Here is an 18,034-nt window from a genome sequence, read left to right on the forward strand (position 1 = left end):
CTAGCCAATCAGAGATCAGGCTTCCGGAGGCGTTTCATCTCCTTCGGCGGAATCGTTCCCGGCGTCATTCTCACCCGGTTCAGCTGAACCCTCAGCTTCTCCTTCCAGGGCGTCTTCGAGGACGTCGTCTTCATCGACTTCGGAGATCCCTTCGACCGCAACGACTTTTTCATCGGCTGCCGTCTTGAAGACGATCACGCCCTGGGTCGCACGTCCGGCGATGCGGATACCGTCCACCGGACAGCGGATCAACTGGCCACCATCCGTCACCAGCATGATCTGGTGGCTGTCTTCGACAGGGAAAGAAGAGATCAGACCGCCATTCCGGCTGTTGACGGCCATGGCCGTGATGCCTTTGCCGCCTCGGCCGGTGACCCGGTACTCGAACGAAGACGTCCGCTTGCCGTAGCCGTTTTCAGAGATGGTCAGGATGATCTGCTCGGCTGCACTCATCTGAGCGTAACGTTCCTGAGGCAGATCGCCTGCAACTACGCCCTCTTCATCTGCACCGTTACCGTTCTCATCTGCTTCACCACGCATTGCACGGGAAAGCTTCAGGTAAGCGGCGCGCTCTTCTGCCGTCACATCGATGTGGTGCAGGATCTGCATGGAGATCACACGATCCTCATCGGCCAGACGAATTCCGCGTACCCCGACAGAATTACGACCAGCGAAGACACGAACATCCGTTACGGGGAAGCGGATACACTGACCGAAGTTGGTCGTCAGCATCACATCGTCATGTTCAGAACAGGTGTCGACGCCGACAATGCCGTCACCGTCTTCCAGCTTCATGGCAATCTTGCCGTTGCGGTTGATGTTGACGAAATCGGACAGTTTGTTGCGGCGGATGGTGCCACGAATGGTCGCGAACATAACATCCAGGTTTGCCCAGCTGTCCTCGTCTTCTGGCAATGGCAGGATCGAGGTGATCTGTTCGCCCTGTTCGAGAGGTAGCAGGTTGATCAATGCCTTTCCGCGCGAGGTCGGTCCGCCGAGTGGAAGACGCCACACCTTCATTTTGTAACAGATGCCGCGCGAGGAGAAGAACAGAACCGGCGTGTGGGTATTGGCGACGAACAGCCTGGTGACGAAATCCTCGTCCTTGGTTGCCATGCCGGACCGGCCCTTGCCTCCGCGTCGTTGTGCACGGTAGGTCGCCAGCGGCACGCGCTTGATGTAGCCACCGTGAGACACGGTAACGACCATGTCTTCGCGCTGGATCAGGTCTTCTTCGTCGAAATCTGCCCCGCCTTCGATGATTTCGGTTCGGCGCGGAGTTGCAAATTCTTCCTTGATCTCAAGCATTTCGTTGCGAACGATCTCCTGGATCCTGGCCCGGGAGCGCAGGATGTCGAGATAGTCGGAAATTTCCGCACCGATCTTGTTGAGTTCTTCCTCGATTTCATCGCGGCCCATCGCCGTCAGGCGCTGCAGACGCAGATCGAGAATGGCTCGTGCCTGTTCTTCTGACAGTTTGTAGGTGCCGTCGTCCTGCACCATGTGGCGCGGATCGTCGATCAGAAGAATGAGCGATTCAACATCCTTTGCCGGCCAGTTGCGCTCCATCAGCTGCGCTCTCGCCGTTGCCGGGTCCGGTGCGCTGCGGATGAGCTTGATGACTTCATCGATGTTGGCAACAGCGATGCCCAGGCCCACCAAGATGTGGGCACGGTCACGGGCTTTCTTCAGCAGGTAGCGGGTGCGTCGCTGGATCACCTCCTCGCGGAAGGAGACGAAGGCGCGCAGCATGTCGGAGAGGTTCATCTGCTCCGGCTTGCCGCCGTTCAGAGCAACGATGTTGGCACCGAACGATGTCTGCAACTGACTGAAACGGTAGAGCTGGTTCAGGATCACGTCCGGAACCGCATCGCGCTTCAGCTCGATCACGACCCGCATGCCCGAGCGGTCGCTCTCGTCACGGATGTCCGAGATGCCCTCGATACGCTTGTCGCGCACCAGTTCGGCAATCTTCTCGATCATCGTCGATTTGTTGACCTGATACGGAATTTCCGTGACGATCAGTGCCGTCCGGTCCTTGCGCACTTCCTCGACGTCGACTTTCGCCCGCATGACGATCGAACCGCGGGCCGTTTCATAGGCACTACGGATACCCGACCGACCGAGGATCATGCCACCCGTTGGGAAATCCGGGCCTGGAACGATCTGCATCAGTTCTTCGAGTGACATCGCCGGATTTTCCATCACGGCAATGGCGGCATCGATCACTTCGCCCAGGTTGTGCGGCGGAATGTTGGTTGCCATGCCGACTGCGATACCGCCGGCACCGTTGACGAGGAGGTTCGGGAACTTGGCAGGAAGGACGACGGGCTCACTCTCGGAGTTATCGTAGTTTTCCTGAAAGTCGACCGTCTCCTTGTCGATATCGTCCAGCAGTTTGTGGGCGACCTTTTCAAGACGGCACTCAGTGTAGCGCATGGCCGCTGCTGGATCGCCGTCGATGGAGCCGAAGTTACCCTGCCCATCAATCAACGGCAGTCGCAGCGAGAAATTCTGCGCCATGCGCACCAGCGCATCGTAAATCGCGCTGTCGCCATGCGGGTGATACTTACCCATGACGTCACCGACCACGCGGGCCGACTTGCGATAGGGCTTGTTCCACTCGTAGCCGTTTTCGTGCATCGAGTAGAGAATGCGCCGGTGAACCGGTTTGAGGCCGTCGCGGACGTCAGGCAGCGCACGCGACACGATCACGCTCATCGCGTAATCGAGATAGCTGCGCTTCATTTCATCGACGATGGAGACCGGTTTGATATCGGACGGGAGACCGTCAGTGGGCGTGCTATTGTCCTGGTCAGCCAAGGAAGACACTCATTTCATTGTTATTGCTTGCTCTTTTATATCCGATTCAAGACGCCGCTCCAAATTCTCGGTGCTTTTCCACCTAAGTAATAGAGGTTTATTTTCAATGCCTTACGAGGAGTATACACAGGGGGCAAAAATCATTTGGCTTGAGAACATGCCACCACATCGCAAAGCTCTATAGTAAGGCGACAAAAGCGCCTTAAAAACCGGTCCGGGAATCGCCATGCTCGACTACTACATCAACGCCTTCGCGACCCTATTTGTCACCATTGATCCGGTCGGCCTGGCCCCGATGTTTCTTGCAATCACGGCTGGAATGAGCAAGCACGACAGGCGCAAGGTCGCCATTCGGGCAACCATTACGGCGGCGGCCATACTCCTTGTTTTTTACGCGTCCGGACAGACGGTGCTGAATGTACTCGGCATCTCCGTTTCCGCTTTCAGGGTCGCCGGAGGCATCCTGTTGTTCCTGATCGCGATCGAGATGATTTTCGGCAAGCGCCAGGCGCGTAAAACCGAAACCGCCGAAAAGGCGATGGAATCGGAAGCGCATCATGGAACGATCAATGAACTCGCCATCTTTCCTTTGGCGATACCGCTTATTTCGGGACCTGCGGCAATCTCCGCGATCATCCTGTTGTCCAGTCAGGCTCCGGATACCCTCGCCTATGCAGGCCTCGGCGGCGTCATCGCGATCATCCTGCTGAGTTGCATGGGTGCCTTTCTCTTGGCTGACAAGATTGAACGGCTCCTGGGAGAAACCGCACAGCTGGTTATCACCCGTCTTCTCGGCGTGCTGTTGGCAGCTCTATCCGTACAATTCGTTGCGGATGGCATTTTGGCCTTTATCCGCACCTGACTGAGGCAACGCTTAACGGTCCAGGTTCAACTTGTATTCTTGTGGCGAAACACCGTGCACCGTGTCTCGTGCCCGGATGATGACCTGTGACACGCCCTCTGGGATCGTGATGCCCGATTGGGATCGCGTGAAGGGTTGCTCGTCGACATGGGGGTGAAGGAGCACTCTCTCGCCTAACAATTCTCCGTCTGGCGTAAAGACCTGCCAGAGGTCGGCGTAGTGGTCCCAACCCGTATCGTCATGCCTGAGAGTTACTGCGAAGGTCCATGTGCCTGCAGATCCGGTTGCTTTTGCCGAGACAATCTCGACCTCACCTGCCCGTGCTGAGCAGGCTCCGAACACTGAGGACAGGAGCAACACCGCAAGCGCTGTCGAACATCTTAGGTTCATGACGCATTTCTCCCTTGGATTTCGCGGGAGCATCCTCGCAACGGGCCGCGGATTGACAAAGTCACGAATGCGTCAGGAGGCTCAATGGTTTGCGAGCGACAAACGAAACTCATCTGCCTGGAAAAACGTCAGCCTGCCTGCTGAAGGTGGCTGTCCCGTTTAAACCCTTTTGGCCAGAGCGTCTTGTTTTCGTTCCCCCAGCGTGCAAGGGCCTTCACCACCGGCTCCAGCGACACGCCAAGGTCGGTCAGTTGATATTCAACCTTCGGCGGAACAACAGGATAGACGGTCCTCACGATCAACCCGTCAGCCTCCATACTACGGAGTTGAGCGGTCAAGATCCGTTGTGTGATGTCCGGAAGCGCTTTCTGGAACTCGTTGAAGCGCATGACTTCTTTTTCCATCAACAGGAACAGAATGACGCCTTTCCACTTGCCGTCGATCAAACTGAGCGCTGCTTCGACGGCACAGCCGGGATGACAGCCATAAACGTCCTTGACAAGCTTGGGTCCTGATTTTCTAACGGTATCCATTTTGTGCCTAAGGTTCATTTTTGTGAGTAACGGCTAGAATTGTGCATTCTTGCGCCAAACAATTTTATGATCAATTTGATTGGTACGCAAATCAGGAGAACACAGCATGCGTGCCATCGGATTTTTTGAACCACTTCCTATTGATGACCCAAAGTCGTTGACTGATCTCGACCTACCAAGGCCGGCGCCTTCCGGAAAGGATCTTCTCGTTGAGGTCAAGGCTGTTGCGGTCAACCCAGTCGACACCAAGGTGCGGCAATCCCGAGCTTCGCAAAACGGCGCGCCAGTCGTCCTTGGATACGATGCGGCCGGGATCGTCGCCGAAGTGGGTCCTGACGTTGCCAGCTACAAGGTGGGCGATGAGGTCTATTATGCCGGCGACATCACCAGGGACGGAACCAACTCGGAGTACCATCTCATTGATGAACGCATTGTGGGCCGCAAACCCACGAGCCTGAGTTTTGCCGAGGCAGCAGCAATGCCCTTGACGGCAATCACCGCCTGGGAAGCCCTGTTCGACCGGCTGAAGGTGAAGGATCCGGTTCCGGCTGGTTCGAACACTCTCCTGATCATTGGCGGTTCGGGAGGCGTCGGTTCCATTGCGGTTCAACTTGCCCGCCAATTGACGAACATGACGATTATCGCAACTGCTTCAAGACCGGAGAGCCGTTCCTGGGTGAGTGAACTTGGTGCGCATCATGTTCTCGATCATTCAGAACCGATGGCGCCTCAGATCGAAGCTCTGGGACTGGAAGCCCCCGGCTATGTTTTCTCGACAACGCACACAGAGCAACACGTGAACGATATTGCAGAATTGATCGCGCCACAGGGCCGTTTTCTGCTCATCGACGATCCCGACAACGTCAGCATTGGGCCCTTCAAACTGAAGGCGATATCGATCCACTGGGAGATGATGTTTACCCGTTCCATGTACCAGACGACCGATATGGATGAGCAACGCAAGCTGTTGAACAACGTCGCTGACCTTGTTGATGCAGGCAAGCTCAAGACCACATTGACGGAAGTGATTGAACCCATCAATGCAGATAATCTGCGCCTGGCGCATCAGAAGATTGAAAGCAACAAAACCATTGGGAAGATCGTTCTTGCCGGATTTTAGGTTCAAGTGATGCCGTTTAACAGGTGACACTTGCCTCCTCTTGCACATCCTGGCCGCCGTCTTCATGCTTTCGCTGGAGGCTTGGAGATGGCGGAACACAACGTTGAAGACATTCGGATCAAGCTCTTGTCGCTCAAGTCCGAACTTGAAACATTGAGCGAATTGTCCGGGGAAGCCCGCGCCACGGTGGAGCTAGATCAACAATCAGTCGGTCGATTGTCGCGTATGGACGCGCTTCAAGGACAAGCGATGGCACAGGCAGCCGAACGGCAGCGCCGGGCGACAATCCAGAAAATCGACGCGGCCTTATCAAGGTTGGAAGCTGGCGAATACGGTGACTGCGTGGAGTGCGGTGAAGAGATTTCCGTGAAACGGCTACAGGTGGACCCGGCCGCAGCATTCTGTATCAAATGCGCAAGATAAGGGCACACATTTCGCTCTCAGGTCTATCGCTCGAAATGTCGACGCAAGCCTGTCAGGAAATCCGACACTTTTCGTGAAATCTCAACCAGCGGGAACGCCTTCAGCCGAGATTCCGTCCAGTCTGACTGCGGAGCAAGCTGCATCTGCAGTTCGACTATTGCTTGTCGTTCCCCGATACCAAGCGGAAGTTTTTCAGCCGCTGCCAGGAGCAGCAGTTTCTCATGAATTTGCCGTAGGATGGAAAGCGCCTCACCCATCCGTTCCGTAAGTCCGGGATCTTCCCGCCATGTGTGCCCGTGAAACACTTCCTGCGTCACACGTTGTCCTGCACCGTGACAATCATAGGTAATGCATCCACTGAATCCGAGACGCGACCTGTCATCGAAGATAGCACAACGTCCGCAGCTATCCAGGTTCGGGCAAACCTCGCCTGCTGCCTTGTCGATACCAAAGGACTCGGATTGGTCAAATGCAAAGACAACACAGCAAAGGGCTGCACAAGAAGCACAGTCTGGTGTCAGGTCCGGATGCCGTGGTGTATTCATTCACGCTCAAATCTCAACAAGGCGCTGAGCCACCAATTTCGAAAGCTCGTTTTGAGATCTTTCGAAAGCCTGTCGGTTATTCAAATCTATTAAGTTGAGCAATCCAGTCTCTTTTCAAGAAGAGACTTCTTCCCCGTCAACTCTGACAGCCATGAAGGACTTGGTCAAAAACAGGAATTTTTCCTGCTTGACGAGCGCATCATCGAAAAGCGCCTTGAACATGGACTTGCTCAGCAGGCGCGCACTTTCGACGATTTCGACGGCCTCATCGGTATTGGCACCCTTTGCCCAATGCCCCAAGGAAAAGTGAGCAACAAGCCAGACCCTTAAAGGCTTCGGCAGCCAATGGAAAAAGAGCGTCATGCAATGCGGCTCAATGGGGAACCAGAAATTTGGTGTCTGGACAAAATAACCGCCGTGGAAATCCCGGATATTTGACGCAAACCGCTTCATTTGCGCCCAGTCGCCAACATGCTCGATTACCGAATTTGAATGGATCAGGTCATAGTCCTGCGGGTCCAGGTAACTCCAGATGTCTTCTGTGGCGTTACCTGTCAAAAAATCAAATCTCCCGTCTGCCTCAAAGGCTTGAGATCCCGGGAGATTTAAAAGGGTAATCTGTACGTTGTTGCGATCCAGAAAATCTTTGTCGATGATGTTCCAATATTGAACAGTCCCGCCAATATCTAGTATTTTTACACGGCCCTTCTCAGAAAATTTACTCTCTATCAATTCACAAAAATACTTAATTCTCTTTTTTCTAGCTGCTTTGCCGAGACTGAAGCCGTCATTTTCATATCCAGAAATAATTTTAGTTAATTTACTCACTTCAATCATTCCCATCTTTATTCGGCAAAGCAACTGACAGAGCAACAGTTTGAGGACTGTTTATATGAGCGCCTGCAAATATTCAGTTAATCGAAGCAAATTGCAGTTCGCACACAGCATCGAGGCGCTATAAACAAAAGCAAATGCACGAGCACAATCATTGACCTTTCGCCAATGCATGCAGGCTCGACAATCGTTCGTGCAATCACATTCCTGCGTTCGCAGAGTTACCTGCGATATTTCGGTCCGCACACGTCAAGACCCGCCAAGCGACGTCGGGTCCAAGTGATCCAAAGCCTTGCTTATTCCCACTCAATAGTGCCGGGTGGTTTTGACGTAATGTCATAGGTTACGCGGTTGATGCCCTGTACCTCATTAATGATACGGGTTGCCGTCTCACCCAGGAAATCATGCGTGAAGGGGAAATAGTCGGCAGTCATGCCGTCGACAGACGTCACGGCTCTCAACGCGCAGGCGTAGTCATATGTGCGGCCATCGCCCATGACACCAACCGTTCGCACTGGAAGGATGGCAACGAAAGCCTGCCAGATATCGTCATAGAGACCGTGCTTACGGATCTGGTCGATATAAACCGCATCAGCCTTTCGAAGAATTTCAAGTTTCTCGCGGGTGATTTCACCTGGACAACGAATGGCAAGTCCAGGTCCCGGGAAGGGGTGGCGGCCGATGAACTTCTCGGGAAGGCCGAGTTCACGGCCAAGCGCCCTCACCTCGTCCTTGAAGAGCTCACGCAGCGGCTCGACCAGCTTCAGTCCCATCTTTTCCGGCAACCCGCCGACATTATGATGCGACTTGATGGTGACCGACGGACCTCCGGAGAAGCTGACGCTCTCAATCACGTCCGGATAGAGCGTACCTTGAGCGAGAAACTCAGCGCCCTCAATCTCATTCGCATGTTTCTGGAAAACGTCGATGAACAGTTTTCCGATGATCTTGCGTTTGGTTTCCGGGTCGGAAACACCGTCCAGCTCTCCCAGGAACAGTTCGCTCTCATCCGCATGGATCAAGGGAATGTTGTAGTTATCCCTGAACATGGACACCACTTCTTCCGCCTCGTTCAGGCGCAACAATCCGTGGTCCACGAAGACACATGTGAGCTGATCCCCGATCGCCTCATGGATCAACACAGCAGCAACGGAGCTGTCGACACCACCGGAGAGACCACAAATGACCCTCTTGTCACCGACCTGCTCGCGGATGCGCGCAATGGCGTCGTCCTTGTAGGCTCCCATGGTCCAGTCACCGGTGAAGCCGGCAAGTCGGACGAAATTCTCATACAGTTTCTTGCCGTTCGGCGTGTGGTGCACTTCCGGGTGAAACTGTACGGCGTAGAAGTTTCTCTCCTTGTCCGCGGTAATCGCGTAGGGAGCGTTTGGCGATGTGCCGAAGACCTCAAAGCCCGGTGCGATCCGGCTGACATGGTCGCCATGGCTCATCCAGACCTGTTCTTTCCCGTCGGCAAACCATCCATCCAGGATCGACAGTTTGTTCTCGACAGGTGTCACGAATGCTCTGCCAAACTCGGCCGTGCCGCCACCGCCGGAAATCTTGCCACCGTCAACCTGTCCGCCCAACTGCCGAATCATCACCTGTTGGCCGTAACAGATCCCCAGGATCGGAACGCCCATTGTGTAGACACTTTCCGGCGGACGCGGTGAACCGGCTCGCGTAACCGAATCCGGCCCACCTGAGAAAATTACCGCCTTGGGCGAAAACTCGCTCAAAAAGGCGTCGGTAACATTCTGATATGGATGGATTTCGCAGTAGACATTTAACTCGCGCAGGCGCCGCGCGATGAGCTGCGTGACCTGGGAGCCGAAGTCGATGATAAGAAGGCGCTGATGCTGGGTCATGGCCAGCTTCTAACCGGTCTTTTGAGTAAAATGAACCCGAATTTCACAGCCGATGCTGTCCCGCACAAGATTTTGCCGCCAACTCCGGTTCCGCGGCTTTCTTGTGTCGTAACTTTGGCAGGCAAATGTTTCCGGCGGACAAGCTGTGTACGGCTGAAATTCGCTTTTGACCGGCGCGCGCCTGCTCCTTAGGTTAACCATAAGCCCCCGTGCTTCGTCTCCGGTGAGACAAGCTGCTGGCAGGTGCTTTTAGGAAAACCGACCCAGATGACCGCAGCTGCCCGTAAAGCGTTTGAAGAAGCCGTAGCCCTTGAAAATGCGGGCAATCTTGACAGGGCGCTGGTGTCTTATCTGAAAGCCCAGGAACTGTCGCCGGACGACACGGAAATTGCCTACAGAACGGCATCCGCGTTGCTCCAGACCGGTTATCTGGACGAGGCGCAATCGCAGTTGCGCCGCATCGTGTTTGCCGAACCAGACCACCTGAATGCTCGCGCGAGCCTCGGGAACTGTCAGTTGCTGCTCGGTGACATGGCAAACGCCCGGCAAAATTTTGCCGATGTGCTCGCGCAAGCACCAGACAATCGAAACGCGCTCTATGGTCTTGCCAGTGTTTTGCTGAAAGAAGACAAACCCGAAGAAGCTTCCGTTCCGGCCCGACGCCTGGTCGAGCTACTGCCGGATACGCCAGCTGTCTTGTCTCTTTTCGCAGACACACAGGCGCGTATTGATCAAAAGGCCGCAGCGATCGCGGCTTATCGGAAAGCGCTGAAGGCCGATCCGGATTACGGTCCTGCACTAATTGGTCTTTCGCAGACATTGTTGCTGCGTAAGCGCTTTGACGAAGTGATCGAACTGACGATCCGGGCAAGTGAGCGAGCGCCGGCAGACCCGCTTCCCCTTGACTTGTTGTCCGATGCACTCGCCGGGAAAGGCGCCCTGGAAGATGCTCGTGAAGCCGCGCTTGCCGCGTTGAAGCTATCTCCGAGATCAATACAGACCCACGTTCGGCTCAGCAGTATTGCGCGTAAGTTTGGTGATCATGGCGCAGCTCTGAAACACGCCCTGGCCGCGCACGATCTCGACAAATCTGCAAAAGAACCTCTGAATGCACTTGGAGCCGCCCTCGCCGCACTCAAATATTCCAACCAGGCCAGATCCGTCCTGACGGCCATGTCTCGAGGCGACGGTCTGGAGCCGGCTATTCGAGAACTCGTCGAAGGCCTGGTTGTCGCCGAAAGGAAATCACCGGAAGCAAGCTCAGTGAGCTCGCCTGCGACTTCAGCAACGGAAGAACCCTCGTCAGATAATCCCGACGATGCTGCAAAAATCGCTCAAGAAAAAGAAATCAAACAGGTAATTCAACACCAGGAAAGCCTGGAGCCCGTGACTTCGAAGAAGATACTTGCAACAGACGCCGATCAATTGCCGAACGTTCTCGGGCTGCGCCGTCAGGACAGATCCTGACGGCAAATACTGTTTGAACTCACTGCACCCGCCGGAACAGGGCAATGAAGAAACCGTCCGTTTGGGTCGATCCGGGCGTCAGCAGAATGTCGCCACGGTCGGAAACGTATTTCGGGAGCCGTGCATCCGGCAGAGTTGTTTTCCAGATATCCAGTGCGGAAACAGACTGGAACGACGGATTTTGCTCCAGGAACCAGTCCGCCTGGGCCTGGTTTTCCTCACGCAGGACGGAACAGGTCGCATAGGCAAGACGTCCCCCCGGCTTGACGTATCTGCTCGCGCTTTCCAGTACACGGCGCTGGTCTTCGATACGATCCTGCAAGGCCTTTTCCGCCAACTTCCACTTGGAGTCCGGGCGGCGACGCCATACGCCGGTCCCCGTGCAAGGGGCGTCGATGAAAACCAGGTCCATCTGATTGACAAGATCTTCGAGACTTGAAGTTGCCGGATCTCTCACCTGAATGTTTCGAACACCGGCCCGCTGCAGTCTTTCGTGGATCGGAGCAAGCCTGAGACGGTCGGCGTCATAGGCGTATAGCTGCCCCTTGTTCTGCATGGAGGCAGCCAGAGCCAGTGTCTTGCCACCACCGCCAGCGCAAAAGTCCAGCACCTGTTCGCCAGGTTTGGCTTGTGCGAGATGAGCCGCCAGTTGGCTGGCCTCGTCCTGCAATTCAAACCAACCCTTTCGATAGCCTTCCTCAGCCTGAACATGCGGCATTCGGCCAAGATCAGGCTTGGCCTCGATGCGCGCACCAACCGGTGACAGCGGTGTTACCTTTGCCCCGGTATGAGCCAACCGCTTGAGAACCTTGTCCCGGTCAGATTTGAGCGTATTGGTTCTCATGTCGACCGGAGCGCGTGTTGCCAGCGCCTGGCCTTCTTCAATGGCGCTTTCGCCGAAGACGGTCTCAAAATGCGGCCAAAGCCATTCTGGAATATCTGCCTGTTCAAAAGGCGACGGCGTGCTGTCAGGCTCCTGCGAGAGGCAAGCGATTTCATCAGCTGACAATGCAGCCGGAGCATGATGATCCTGCTCAAGAATGTCGCTTAACGCCTGCAGGCCTTTGCCCCAACCCAGGCAATAGGTCGCTAGAACGACGGCTCTTGCCGAACCGTCTTTCATTCTTGCACCAAGCGAAGCCTTGTTCCGAAGTGCGTCAAACACAAGATTGCCGATGACTGTCCGGTCACCGGAACCTGCAAACCGGTGTGCGGAACCCCAGTCTTTCAGGGCAAGCTGCACAGGCCTGTGCCGCGTTTCCACTTCTGTCAGGACTTCAATTGCCGCCGCCAGGCGTCCGCCATCTTTCATGCTGTTCCTTTGCGGGGCGCCTATAGCAAAGCGCCCCGGTACCGAGTGGTTTAAACGTTGGACGGGTAATTTGGGCTTTCTCGTGTAATCGTCACATCATGGGCATGGCTTTCCCGCAAGCCTGCACCAGAGATCCGTACAAAACGCGCCTTTTCCTGAAAATCAGGAATGTTGCGGCCGCCAACATATCCCATTGCAGCCCTCAAGCCACCTGCCAGCTGATGCAGAACGCTGCCAAGCGCGCCTTTGTAAGGCACCTGACCTTCGATGCCTTCCGGTACAAGCTTGAGACTGTCGCGTACTTCCGCCTGGAAATAACGATCGGCCGAGCCACGTGCCATGGCGCCGACGGACCCCATGCCCCGATAGGATTTGTAGGATCGTCCCTGGTGCAAATAGACCTCGCCCGGGCTTTCTTCAGTGCCTGCCAGAAGAGAGCCGACCATGACGGACGCCGCGCCGGCGGCAATCGCCTTGGCCAGGTCGCCGGAAAATTTGATGCCGCCATCAGCGACCACAGGTACGCCCTGCTTGTCGGCTTCGTTCACTGAATCCATGATGGCCGTTAGCTGCGGAACGCCAACGCCAGCGACAATTCGGGTGGTGCAAATGGAACCCGGGCCAATGCCGACTTTTACCGCATCTGCACCGGCGTCAATCAAAGCCTTGGTTGCGTCACTGGTTGCCACGTTGCCTGCAAGTACCTGCACGGAATTGGAAAGGCTTTTTACCCGGCCGACCATGTCGAGAACCTTCTGGGAATGGCCATGGGCCGTGTCGACCACAAGAAGGTCCACACCTGCGTCGATCAGACGTTCTGCGCGGGCAAACCCTTCTTCCCCGACGCTGGTTGCCGCTGCAACGCGTAATCGGCCCTGATCGTCCTTGGACGCATTCGGATTGAGCTGCGCCTTTTCCATGTCCTTGACGGTGATGAGACCGATGCAGTTCCGGTTGTCATCCACGACCAGAAGCTTTTCGATGCGGTTCTGATGAAGGAGCCGCTTGGCGTCTTCCTGGCTGACGTTCTCGTTGACAGTGACGAGATCGTCCTTCGTCATCAGCTCATGGATTTTCTGGTCGGGATTGGACGCGAACCGCACGTCCCTGTTTGTCAGGATGCCAACCAGCTTGCCAGTGGTCTGACCGCCTGCTCCGCCGTTTTGAACGACCGGAACGCCGGAAATGCCATACCGTTTCATCAGGTCAAGAGCGTCCTGCAGGGTCGCGTCCGGCCCGATGACCAGCGGATTGACCACCATCCCAGATTCGAACTTCTTGACCATCCGGACCTCTTCGGCCTGCTGGTCGAGAGAAAGGTTGCGGTGAATGACGCCAATGCCACCAGCCTGAGCCATGGCGATTGCCAGACGGCCTTCGGTAACTGTGTCCATTGCCGACGAGATGATCGGAATATTGAGTTCAAGTTCCCGTGTGACCCGGGTGCGCAGGTCAACTTCACCCGGCATGACTTCCGAGTGGCCAGGGATCAGCAAGACATCGTCAAACGTCAGGGCTTGCTGTCCAGTGGTAGGGACATAGAAGGATGCCATTGCCAATTCCCCTTTGTAAAAAAATAGCTGAGACGCACGCTTTGATCAAAAGCCTGCATCTTTCGAGTCGCTTCGGCTGTGCCGGAGAAGTTGGCGCGGGTCAATAACACGCAGGTGACAGAAAGAAAAGGGGTGACGCCCGCTATGGTGCGTTCCCCCTGTATCTCTTGGCAAACCGGCTTCCCGGTCGAGTTGAAAACGGTTCAGTCCGGATCAAGATCACTTCCGCGAAAGCCCTTCGCGATCACATAAAGTTCCGGGCTTTCCTTGCGGCTTGCCGGCGGTTTCAAATGGGCCACCGATTTGAATTCGCGTTTCAGGTCGTTAAGCAGTGCATTTTCCGTCCCGCCCCGAAAAACCTTCGCCAGGAACGAGCCACCCGGAACGAGGTTGCGTCTCGCGAAATCGATTGCGATCTCGAAAAGATGCGTTGTGCGCAAATGGTCGGTCTGCTTGTGGCCGGTAGTCGGCGCCGCCATGTCGGACAGAACGACATCGGGCTTGTGGCCACCGAGCGCTTCCAGCAAGGCGGCTGGAGCATCGTCGTCCAGGAAGTCTTTTTGCAGGAATGTCGTTCCTCGCACGTGGTCCATTTCCAGATAGTCGATCCCGACCACCTTGGGCGCTTCCACGGAGGACTGCACTCTTTCCACAGCAACCTGACACCAGCCCCCCGGTGCGCAACCAAGATCGACCACCCGGTAACCGGGTTTCAGCAATTTGTGCTTGTCGTCGATCTCTATCAGCTTGTAGGCAGCTCGCGACCTGTAACCGTCCATCTTCGCGCGGCGCACATATGGATCGTTCAATTGCCTCTGCAGCCAACGCGTGGAGGATTCGCGCCGACCAGCGGACGTCTTCACCTTGACGTGGAGACCTCGGTCGCCTGTTCCCTTTTTGCCCTGACTCATGTTCTGTTCCCTTGGCGCCCGCGATTATGCCGAGAGCCGTTTTTGCGGTGCGACCAGACACCATCGGCCGCCATCAATTCTGTAAGAATGCCTTCGCGAAGTCCTCTGTCCGCGACGCGCAGACGTGAGCAACTCCAGCGGCGGCGGATAGCTTCCAGGATGGCACAACCTGCCAGAACAAGATCAGCCCTATCCGCACCAATGCATGGATTATCCACGCGTGCCTCATAAGGCATGTCGCGCAGCTGATCAATCATTCTGGAGACGTCCCCATCTTCCAGCCAGGTACCGTCGACCCTGCGCCTGTCATAACGTTTCAGGCCCAGATGGACACCGGCCAGTGTGGTGACCGTACCAGATGTTCCGAGCATATGGACCCTGCCCGACGCGATAGCTTCGGTCAGGTTATTAGCAAGATTGAACGCTGCCAGATGTTCGGCGGCATCTTCAATCATGGCTTCGAAGATATCCGGTGTCACGTGAACACCGCCGTGACGCTCTGCAAGGTTGACGACGCCGACCGGCAACGAGATCCAAGACCGGATGAAGCGGGTCAATGCATAGCCCCGCGCGCCACATCGGTTGCGCAGGTCCAGCCAGACGATCTCCGAGGAACCTCCGCCGATATCGAACAGAATCACGCCATCGGCGTCGTGATCCACAAGCGAAGCGCATCCGGCGACTGCCAGGCGGGCCTCTGTCTCGCGGTTCACGACCTCGAGCGCCAAACCTGTCTCCGCCTTCACCCTTTCGATGAAGTCAGCGCCATTTTCGGCTGCCCGGCAGGCCTCTGTCGCGATAAGCCTTGAGCGAGCAACCCCTCTGTCGGCAAGTTTCCGGTGGCATTGGGCAAGAGCATCGATTGCCCGCTCCATGGCCGCATCGCTCAACATTCTGTTCGAGCCGACACCTTCTCCGAGGCGCACTATTCGGGAATAGGCGTCGACCACACGAAATCCGCGATCTTCAGGTCTGGCGATCAAAAGACGACAATTGTTGGTCCCAAGATCAAGCGCGGCATAAAGCGGTGAGTTGTTCCTGCCCGTAGACCGATCATATGGTGCAGGATTACGAGAACCGTCGACCTGTTCCTTCCGGCTTGCTGACGGGCGATTTTCACCATCCCGACGCATGCGCAATTCATGATTACGGTGGGAGGGTGTACCGGTACTCTTTTCGAGTGTCTTTGAGCTGACAACGATGTCGCCATCGTTTGTCCGTGCAACAGGGACTGATTCTGCTCCGTTGGCGGACTGTTTGCGCCGTCGGCCGCGTCTACGGGCTGCCTTCTTTCCCTTCAGGCTCGTCGTGGTGTCAGGTTGTCGTTCCGCACCATCCTGGTTCAGTCCGCCTGCCTGGACGTTTAGCACGCCCTCACCATTGGCTGCCCGCCCGCGCTTCCGTTTTTTGCGACGTTTCTGGGAAGTGGACGCACCCTCACTCTTTCGCGCAGGTTGTTCCTGCGCGGCGAGTGCTTGATCGACGGGTCCGGTCACAGCACTGGACGGAATTTGCCCGTCCGTTTCAGGCACTCCGTTGACGACACCGTTTGCCTGTGTCGCAGAGTTGCCCTTGGGGCGCTTGCCAGACTTGCGCTTTCGGCGTCGTCTGGATGTTCCCCCGGGCTCCCTGGGAGCCCCGCTGGTTCCGGACACATCAGGGGTACGACGCCCTTTCTCGGGCGGTTCCTGACCTGACTGAGTCACGTTTTTGCCTTTCAGATCTCCAGTGCTGCCGCCGTTTTTCAAGGGGCGCTGCTGGGGACTGCGTCTTTCGTTGACAAAACTGTAACAGGTTGACCCTCGCCGGAAAAGCTTTCCTTGAAACGAATGCATACAGTCTTTCGCGAGACTTTCCACAGGCATGCAATTTCACAAAAAAGTCGTCGACGGGTCTTGCAATCGTGAATGTGATGGATGTATATGCGGCACACCAATCGAGAGCGACCAATCATTTCGCCCTGTACCGACGATTGGCAGCTCGCCTTGTGAGCATTGTTGGGGAATAGGTTAACGGTAGACCCACGGACTCTGACTCCGTTAGTCCTGGTTCGAATCCAGGTTCCCCAGCCAACCTCGTCTTCTGAAAAAACTAGCCTGATGCTGAAGACGCACCTGTCCGTGTCAGTTTACATCTAGTTCCGTTCGATCAAGTTGCTTGCCGTCTGATTACCTTGCTGGCACAGCGCAGTGCGCCATTTGCATGGGCAAGGCTTTCCCAGCCGAAGACCAGCTTGGGATCGAAGCCGAGATCTTTCCAGATCCTGGCGTTCTCCGCGTCGAATTCCGTGAACCTGCTCTCTTCGCCGAAGCATGGCAACCACATGATTGGTTTGCCATTTCCCTCTCGTACCGCATTTTCCAGAATAACGTTGTTGTAGAGTCGCGGTCTGACTGCGTTCTTTACGTCGACCCCACAGGGAACTGGATTGCGGATGATTTCGAAACCCTGGTCCCTCAACCAATGTTCCGACGCATCGAGAAGTCTCTTTTCCCGTTTTGCCTTGCTGATGGCTTCTGGGGCCACGGCCACCGGGTCTGCCAGCAATAACAAGTGCTTGCCGTTGTGGCGCAAACCTGTTGGAGAGACATATCTGTCAACATGGCTTTCGCACCGCTCAATGGTCGTAACCAGATCCGGCCTTAAGTGATAAAATGGAAGGTCCCCGAGCAAATCATTCGCTGTTTGCCAGTCCAGGTCTCTCTCACGGTTAGAATCTGCAGTGTTCTTGCCGGCCCTGATTTCTTGAGCATCGACGGCGGGCTTTTCGAACAAGTCTTGTCTTCGGTATCCCCAATAGCAGACAGGTCTGTTATCGAGTTCACCGATACGTCGATCTGCGGCAAGCAAAGTGCTGTCACCGCCATACTTGTTTGAGGCTGATCTCAGCCGGCTTGTGTGACCGATGAGACGAAAGCCCTCACCAACGATCTCGTCTCCACCCGGCAAAAAGAGTGGCAGATCGTGGCAGGCGACAGAAAGGTGTTCGGCCAATAACCCCGGCAAGATGCCCCTGGGCCAGTCGCATGCTGGAGCGGCAATCCGCAGGTCGTTGCCTCGCATTTGTACCAGGATGGAATCCTGTGCCCAGATATCTGCACTTTCAAGCGGCCTAGCGCCTGCCAGGACAATGTCAAAGCGACACTCGGTCTGTGTTTCGATCCAGCTTCTTGCAGCCGCCTCGTTAAATGCATCGGCAAATACCAGGATTGAAACGCTCGAAGGCATGGCCTTGAGCAGATTTCCGATCGCGGCGAGTATCTTTTCGGCGTGAGGATTGCCGGGATCAAAGACCTTTTGAGGTAGTGAGATCGCTATCGTTTCAATCAGACCGCCACAATCCGGCACGATTGACCATGTGGTCCTGGCTTTTACAATCTCCATTTTCATTAG

15 protein-coding genes and 1 tRNA gene are annotated in these 18,034 nt (G+C 55.6%); 5 read left to right on the top strand and 11 right to left on the bottom strand.

Annotated elements, in window-relative coordinates; translation table 11 throughout:
- Positions 1 to 15: 15 nt before the first annotated feature.
- On the bottom strand, positions 16 to 2,823 hold the full coding sequence (gyrA, locus tag B0E33_RS26585; RefSeq protein WP_077292873.1) for a DNA gyrase subunit A: 2,808 nt from the start codon (positions 2,821 to 2,823) through the stop codon (positions 16 to 18).
- A 226-nt stretch (positions 2,824 to 3,049) separates the two neighbouring features.
- On the opposite strand from gyrA, the gene B0E33_RS26590 reads away from it, so the two are divergent.
- Positions 3,050 to 3,685 (top strand): MarC family protein, encoded by a 636-nt coding sequence (locus B0E33_RS26590; protein WP_022998662.1) that lies wholly within the window; start codon positions 3,050 to 3,052, stop codon positions 3,683 to 3,685.
- A 12-nt stretch (positions 3,686 to 3,697) separates the two neighbouring features.
- On the opposite strand, the gene B0E33_RS26595 is transcribed toward B0E33_RS26590, so the two are convergent.
- Both B0E33_RS26595 and B0E33_RS26600 read right to left on the bottom strand, forming a co-directional pair.
- Complete coding sequence (locus B0E33_RS26595; protein WP_077292874.1) at positions 3,698 to 4,075, bottom strand: hypothetical protein; 378 nt, start codon at positions 4,073 to 4,075, stop codon at positions 3,698 to 3,700.
- 128 nt (positions 4,076 to 4,203) lie between these two features.
- Complete coding sequence (locus B0E33_RS26600; RefSeq protein WP_022998664.1) at positions 4,204 to 4,608, bottom strand: winged helix-turn-helix transcriptional regulator; 405 nt, start codon at positions 4,606 to 4,608, stop codon at positions 4,204 to 4,206.
- Positions 4,609 to 4,714: 106 nt separating this feature from the next.
- Between B0E33_RS26600 and B0E33_RS26605 the strand changes: the two genes are divergently transcribed.
- On the top strand, positions 4,715 to 5,728 hold the full coding sequence (locus B0E33_RS26605; protein ID WP_077292875.1) for a zinc-binding alcohol dehydrogenase family protein: 1,014 nt from the start codon (positions 4,715 to 4,717) through the stop codon (positions 5,726 to 5,728).
- An 87-nt stretch (positions 5,729 to 5,815) separates the two neighbouring features.
- Entirely contained in the window at positions 5,816 to 6,151 is a 336-nt protein-coding gene (locus B0E33_RS26610; protein ID WP_022998666.1) for a TraR/DksA family transcriptional regulator, read from the top strand.
- A gap of 23 nt (positions 6,152 to 6,174) precedes the next feature.
- Here the strand turns inward: B0E33_RS26610 and B0E33_RS31040 are convergent, their stop codons facing one another.
- The 3 genes from B0E33_RS31040 to guaA form a co-directional block, all read right to left on the bottom strand.
- The gene (locus tag B0E33_RS31040) at positions 6,175 to 6,696 is read right to left on the bottom strand and encodes a hypothetical protein (protein WP_156912491.1); all 522 of its coding nucleotides are present in this window, start codon (positions 6,694 to 6,696) and stop codon (positions 6,175 to 6,177) included.
- Between the two features lie 114 nt (positions 6,697 to 6,810).
- Positions 6,811 to 7,533, bottom strand: coding sequence for a class I SAM-dependent methyltransferase (locus B0E33_RS26620; RefSeq protein WP_031268507.1), 723 nt, complete (start codon positions 7,531 to 7,533; stop codon positions 6,811 to 6,813).
- 293 nt (positions 7,534 to 7,826) lie between these two features.
- Positions 7,827 to 9,398 (bottom strand): glutamine-hydrolyzing GMP synthase, encoded by a 1,572-nt coding sequence (gene guaA / locus B0E33_RS26625; RefSeq protein ID WP_077292877.1) that lies wholly within the window; start codon positions 9,396 to 9,398, stop codon positions 7,827 to 7,829.
- A 267-nt stretch (positions 9,399 to 9,665) separates the two neighbouring features.
- On the opposite strand from guaA, the gene B0E33_RS26630 reads away from it, so the two are divergent.
- The gene (locus tag B0E33_RS26630; protein ID WP_077292878.1) at positions 9,666 to 10,865 is read left to right on the top strand and encodes a tetratricopeptide repeat protein; all 1,200 of its coding nucleotides are present in this window, start codon (positions 9,666 to 9,668) and stop codon (positions 10,863 to 10,865) included.
- Between the two features lie 19 nt (positions 10,866 to 10,884).
- Here the strand turns inward: B0E33_RS26630 and B0E33_RS26635 are convergent, their stop codons facing one another.
- From B0E33_RS26635 to B0E33_RS31320, 4 genes are all read right to left on the bottom strand, one after another.
- A complete protein-coding gene (locus B0E33_RS26635) occupies positions 10,885 to 12,177 on the bottom strand; it encodes an RsmB/NOP family class I SAM-dependent RNA methyltransferase (protein WP_077292879.1) in 1,293 nt (430 codons plus the stop codon).
- Between the two features lie 50 nt (positions 12,178 to 12,227).
- Positions 12,228 to 13,730, bottom strand: a complete 1,503-nt coding sequence (gene guaB / locus B0E33_RS26640) for an IMP dehydrogenase (RefSeq protein ID WP_077292880.1) — start codon at positions 13,728 to 13,730, stop codon at positions 12,228 to 12,230.
- 203 nt (positions 13,731 to 13,933) lie between these two features.
- Positions 13,934 to 14,641 carry an RlmE family RNA methyltransferase gene (locus tag B0E33_RS26645; RefSeq protein WP_022998673.1) on the bottom strand — a complete coding sequence of 236 codons (708 nt, stop codon included), beginning with the start codon at positions 14,639 to 14,641 and terminating at the stop codon, positions 13,934 to 13,936.
- Complete coding sequence (locus tag B0E33_RS31320) at positions 14,638 to 16,296, bottom strand: Ppx/GppA phosphatase family protein (RefSeq protein ID WP_228148141.1); 1,659 nt, start codon at positions 16,294 to 16,296, stop codon at positions 14,638 to 14,640. The genes B0E33_RS26645 and B0E33_RS31320 overlap by 4 nt, the downstream gene beginning before the upstream one ends.
- A 343-nt stretch (positions 16,297 to 16,639) precedes the next feature.
- On the opposite strand from B0E33_RS31320, the gene B0E33_RS26655 reads away from it, so the two are divergent.
- Positions 16,640 to 16,713, top strand: a tRNA-Gln gene (locus B0E33_RS26655).
- A 76-nt stretch (positions 16,714 to 16,789) separates the two neighbouring features.
- On the opposite strand, the gene B0E33_RS26660 is transcribed toward B0E33_RS26655, so the two are convergent.
- Positions 16,790 to 18,031 (bottom strand): hypothetical protein, encoded by a 1,242-nt coding sequence (locus B0E33_RS26660; protein ID WP_077292882.1) that lies wholly within the window; start codon positions 18,029 to 18,031, stop codon positions 16,790 to 16,792.
- Positions 18,032 to 18,034: the final 3 nt, after the last annotated feature.

Source organism: Roseibium algicola, assembly GCF_001999245.1.
Classification (GTDB): Bacteria; Pseudomonadota; Alphaproteobacteria; order Rhizobiales; family Stappiaceae; genus Roseibium; species Roseibium algicola.

What these genes read in the sequence shown, in the direction of transcription:
- B0E33_RS26635 (WP_077292879.1), bottom strand. Translation starts at nt 12,177, where the DNA reads ATGAAAGATGGCGGACGCCTGGCGGCGGCAATTGAAGTCCTGACAGAA.
- B0E33_RS31040 (WP_156912491.1), bottom strand. Translation starts at nt 6,696, where the DNA reads ATGAATACACCACGGCATCCGGACCTGACACCAGACTGTGCTTCTTGT.
- B0E33_RS26605 (WP_077292875.1), top strand. Translation starts at nt 4,715, where the DNA reads ATGCGTGCCATCGGATTTTTTGAACCACTTCCTATTGATGACCCAAAG.
- B0E33_RS26630 (WP_077292878.1), top strand. Translation starts at nt 9,666, where the DNA reads ATGACCGCAGCTGCCCGTAAAGCGTTTGAAGAAGCCGTAGCCCTTGAA.
- B0E33_RS26595 (WP_077292874.1), bottom strand. Translation starts at nt 4,075, where the DNA reads ATGAACCTAAGATGTTCGACAGCGCTTGCGGTGTTGCTCCTGTCCTCA.
- guaA (WP_077292877.1), bottom strand. Translation starts at nt 9,398, where the DNA reads ATGACCCAGCATCAGCGCCTTCTTATCATCGACTTCGGCTCCCAGGTC.
- B0E33_RS26620 (WP_031268507.1), bottom strand. Translation starts at nt 7,533, where the DNA reads ATGATTGAAGTGAGTAAATTAACTAAAATTATTTCTGGATATGAAAAT.
- B0E33_RS26590 (WP_022998662.1), top strand. Translation starts at nt 3,050, where the DNA reads ATGCTCGACTACTACATCAACGCCTTCGCGACCCTATTTGTCACCATT.
- B0E33_RS26660 (WP_077292882.1), bottom strand. Translation starts at nt 18,031, where the DNA reads ATGAAAATGGAGATTGTAAAAGCCAGGACCACATGGTCAATCGTGCCG.
- B0E33_RS26600 (WP_022998664.1), bottom strand. Translation starts at nt 4,608, where the DNA reads ATGGATACCGTTAGAAAATCAGGACCCAAGCTTGTCAAGGACGTTTAT.
- guaB (WP_077292880.1), bottom strand. Translation starts at nt 13,730, where the DNA reads ATGGCATCCTTCTATGTCCCTACCACTGGACAGCAAGCCCTGACGTTT.
- B0E33_RS26610 (WP_022998666.1), top strand. Translation starts at nt 5,816, where the DNA reads ATGGCGGAACACAACGTTGAAGACATTCGGATCAAGCTCTTGTCGCTC.
- B0E33_RS26645 (WP_022998673.1), bottom strand. Translation starts at nt 14,641, where the DNA reads ATGAGTCAGGGCAAAAAGGGAACAGGCGACCGAGGTCTCCACGTCAAG.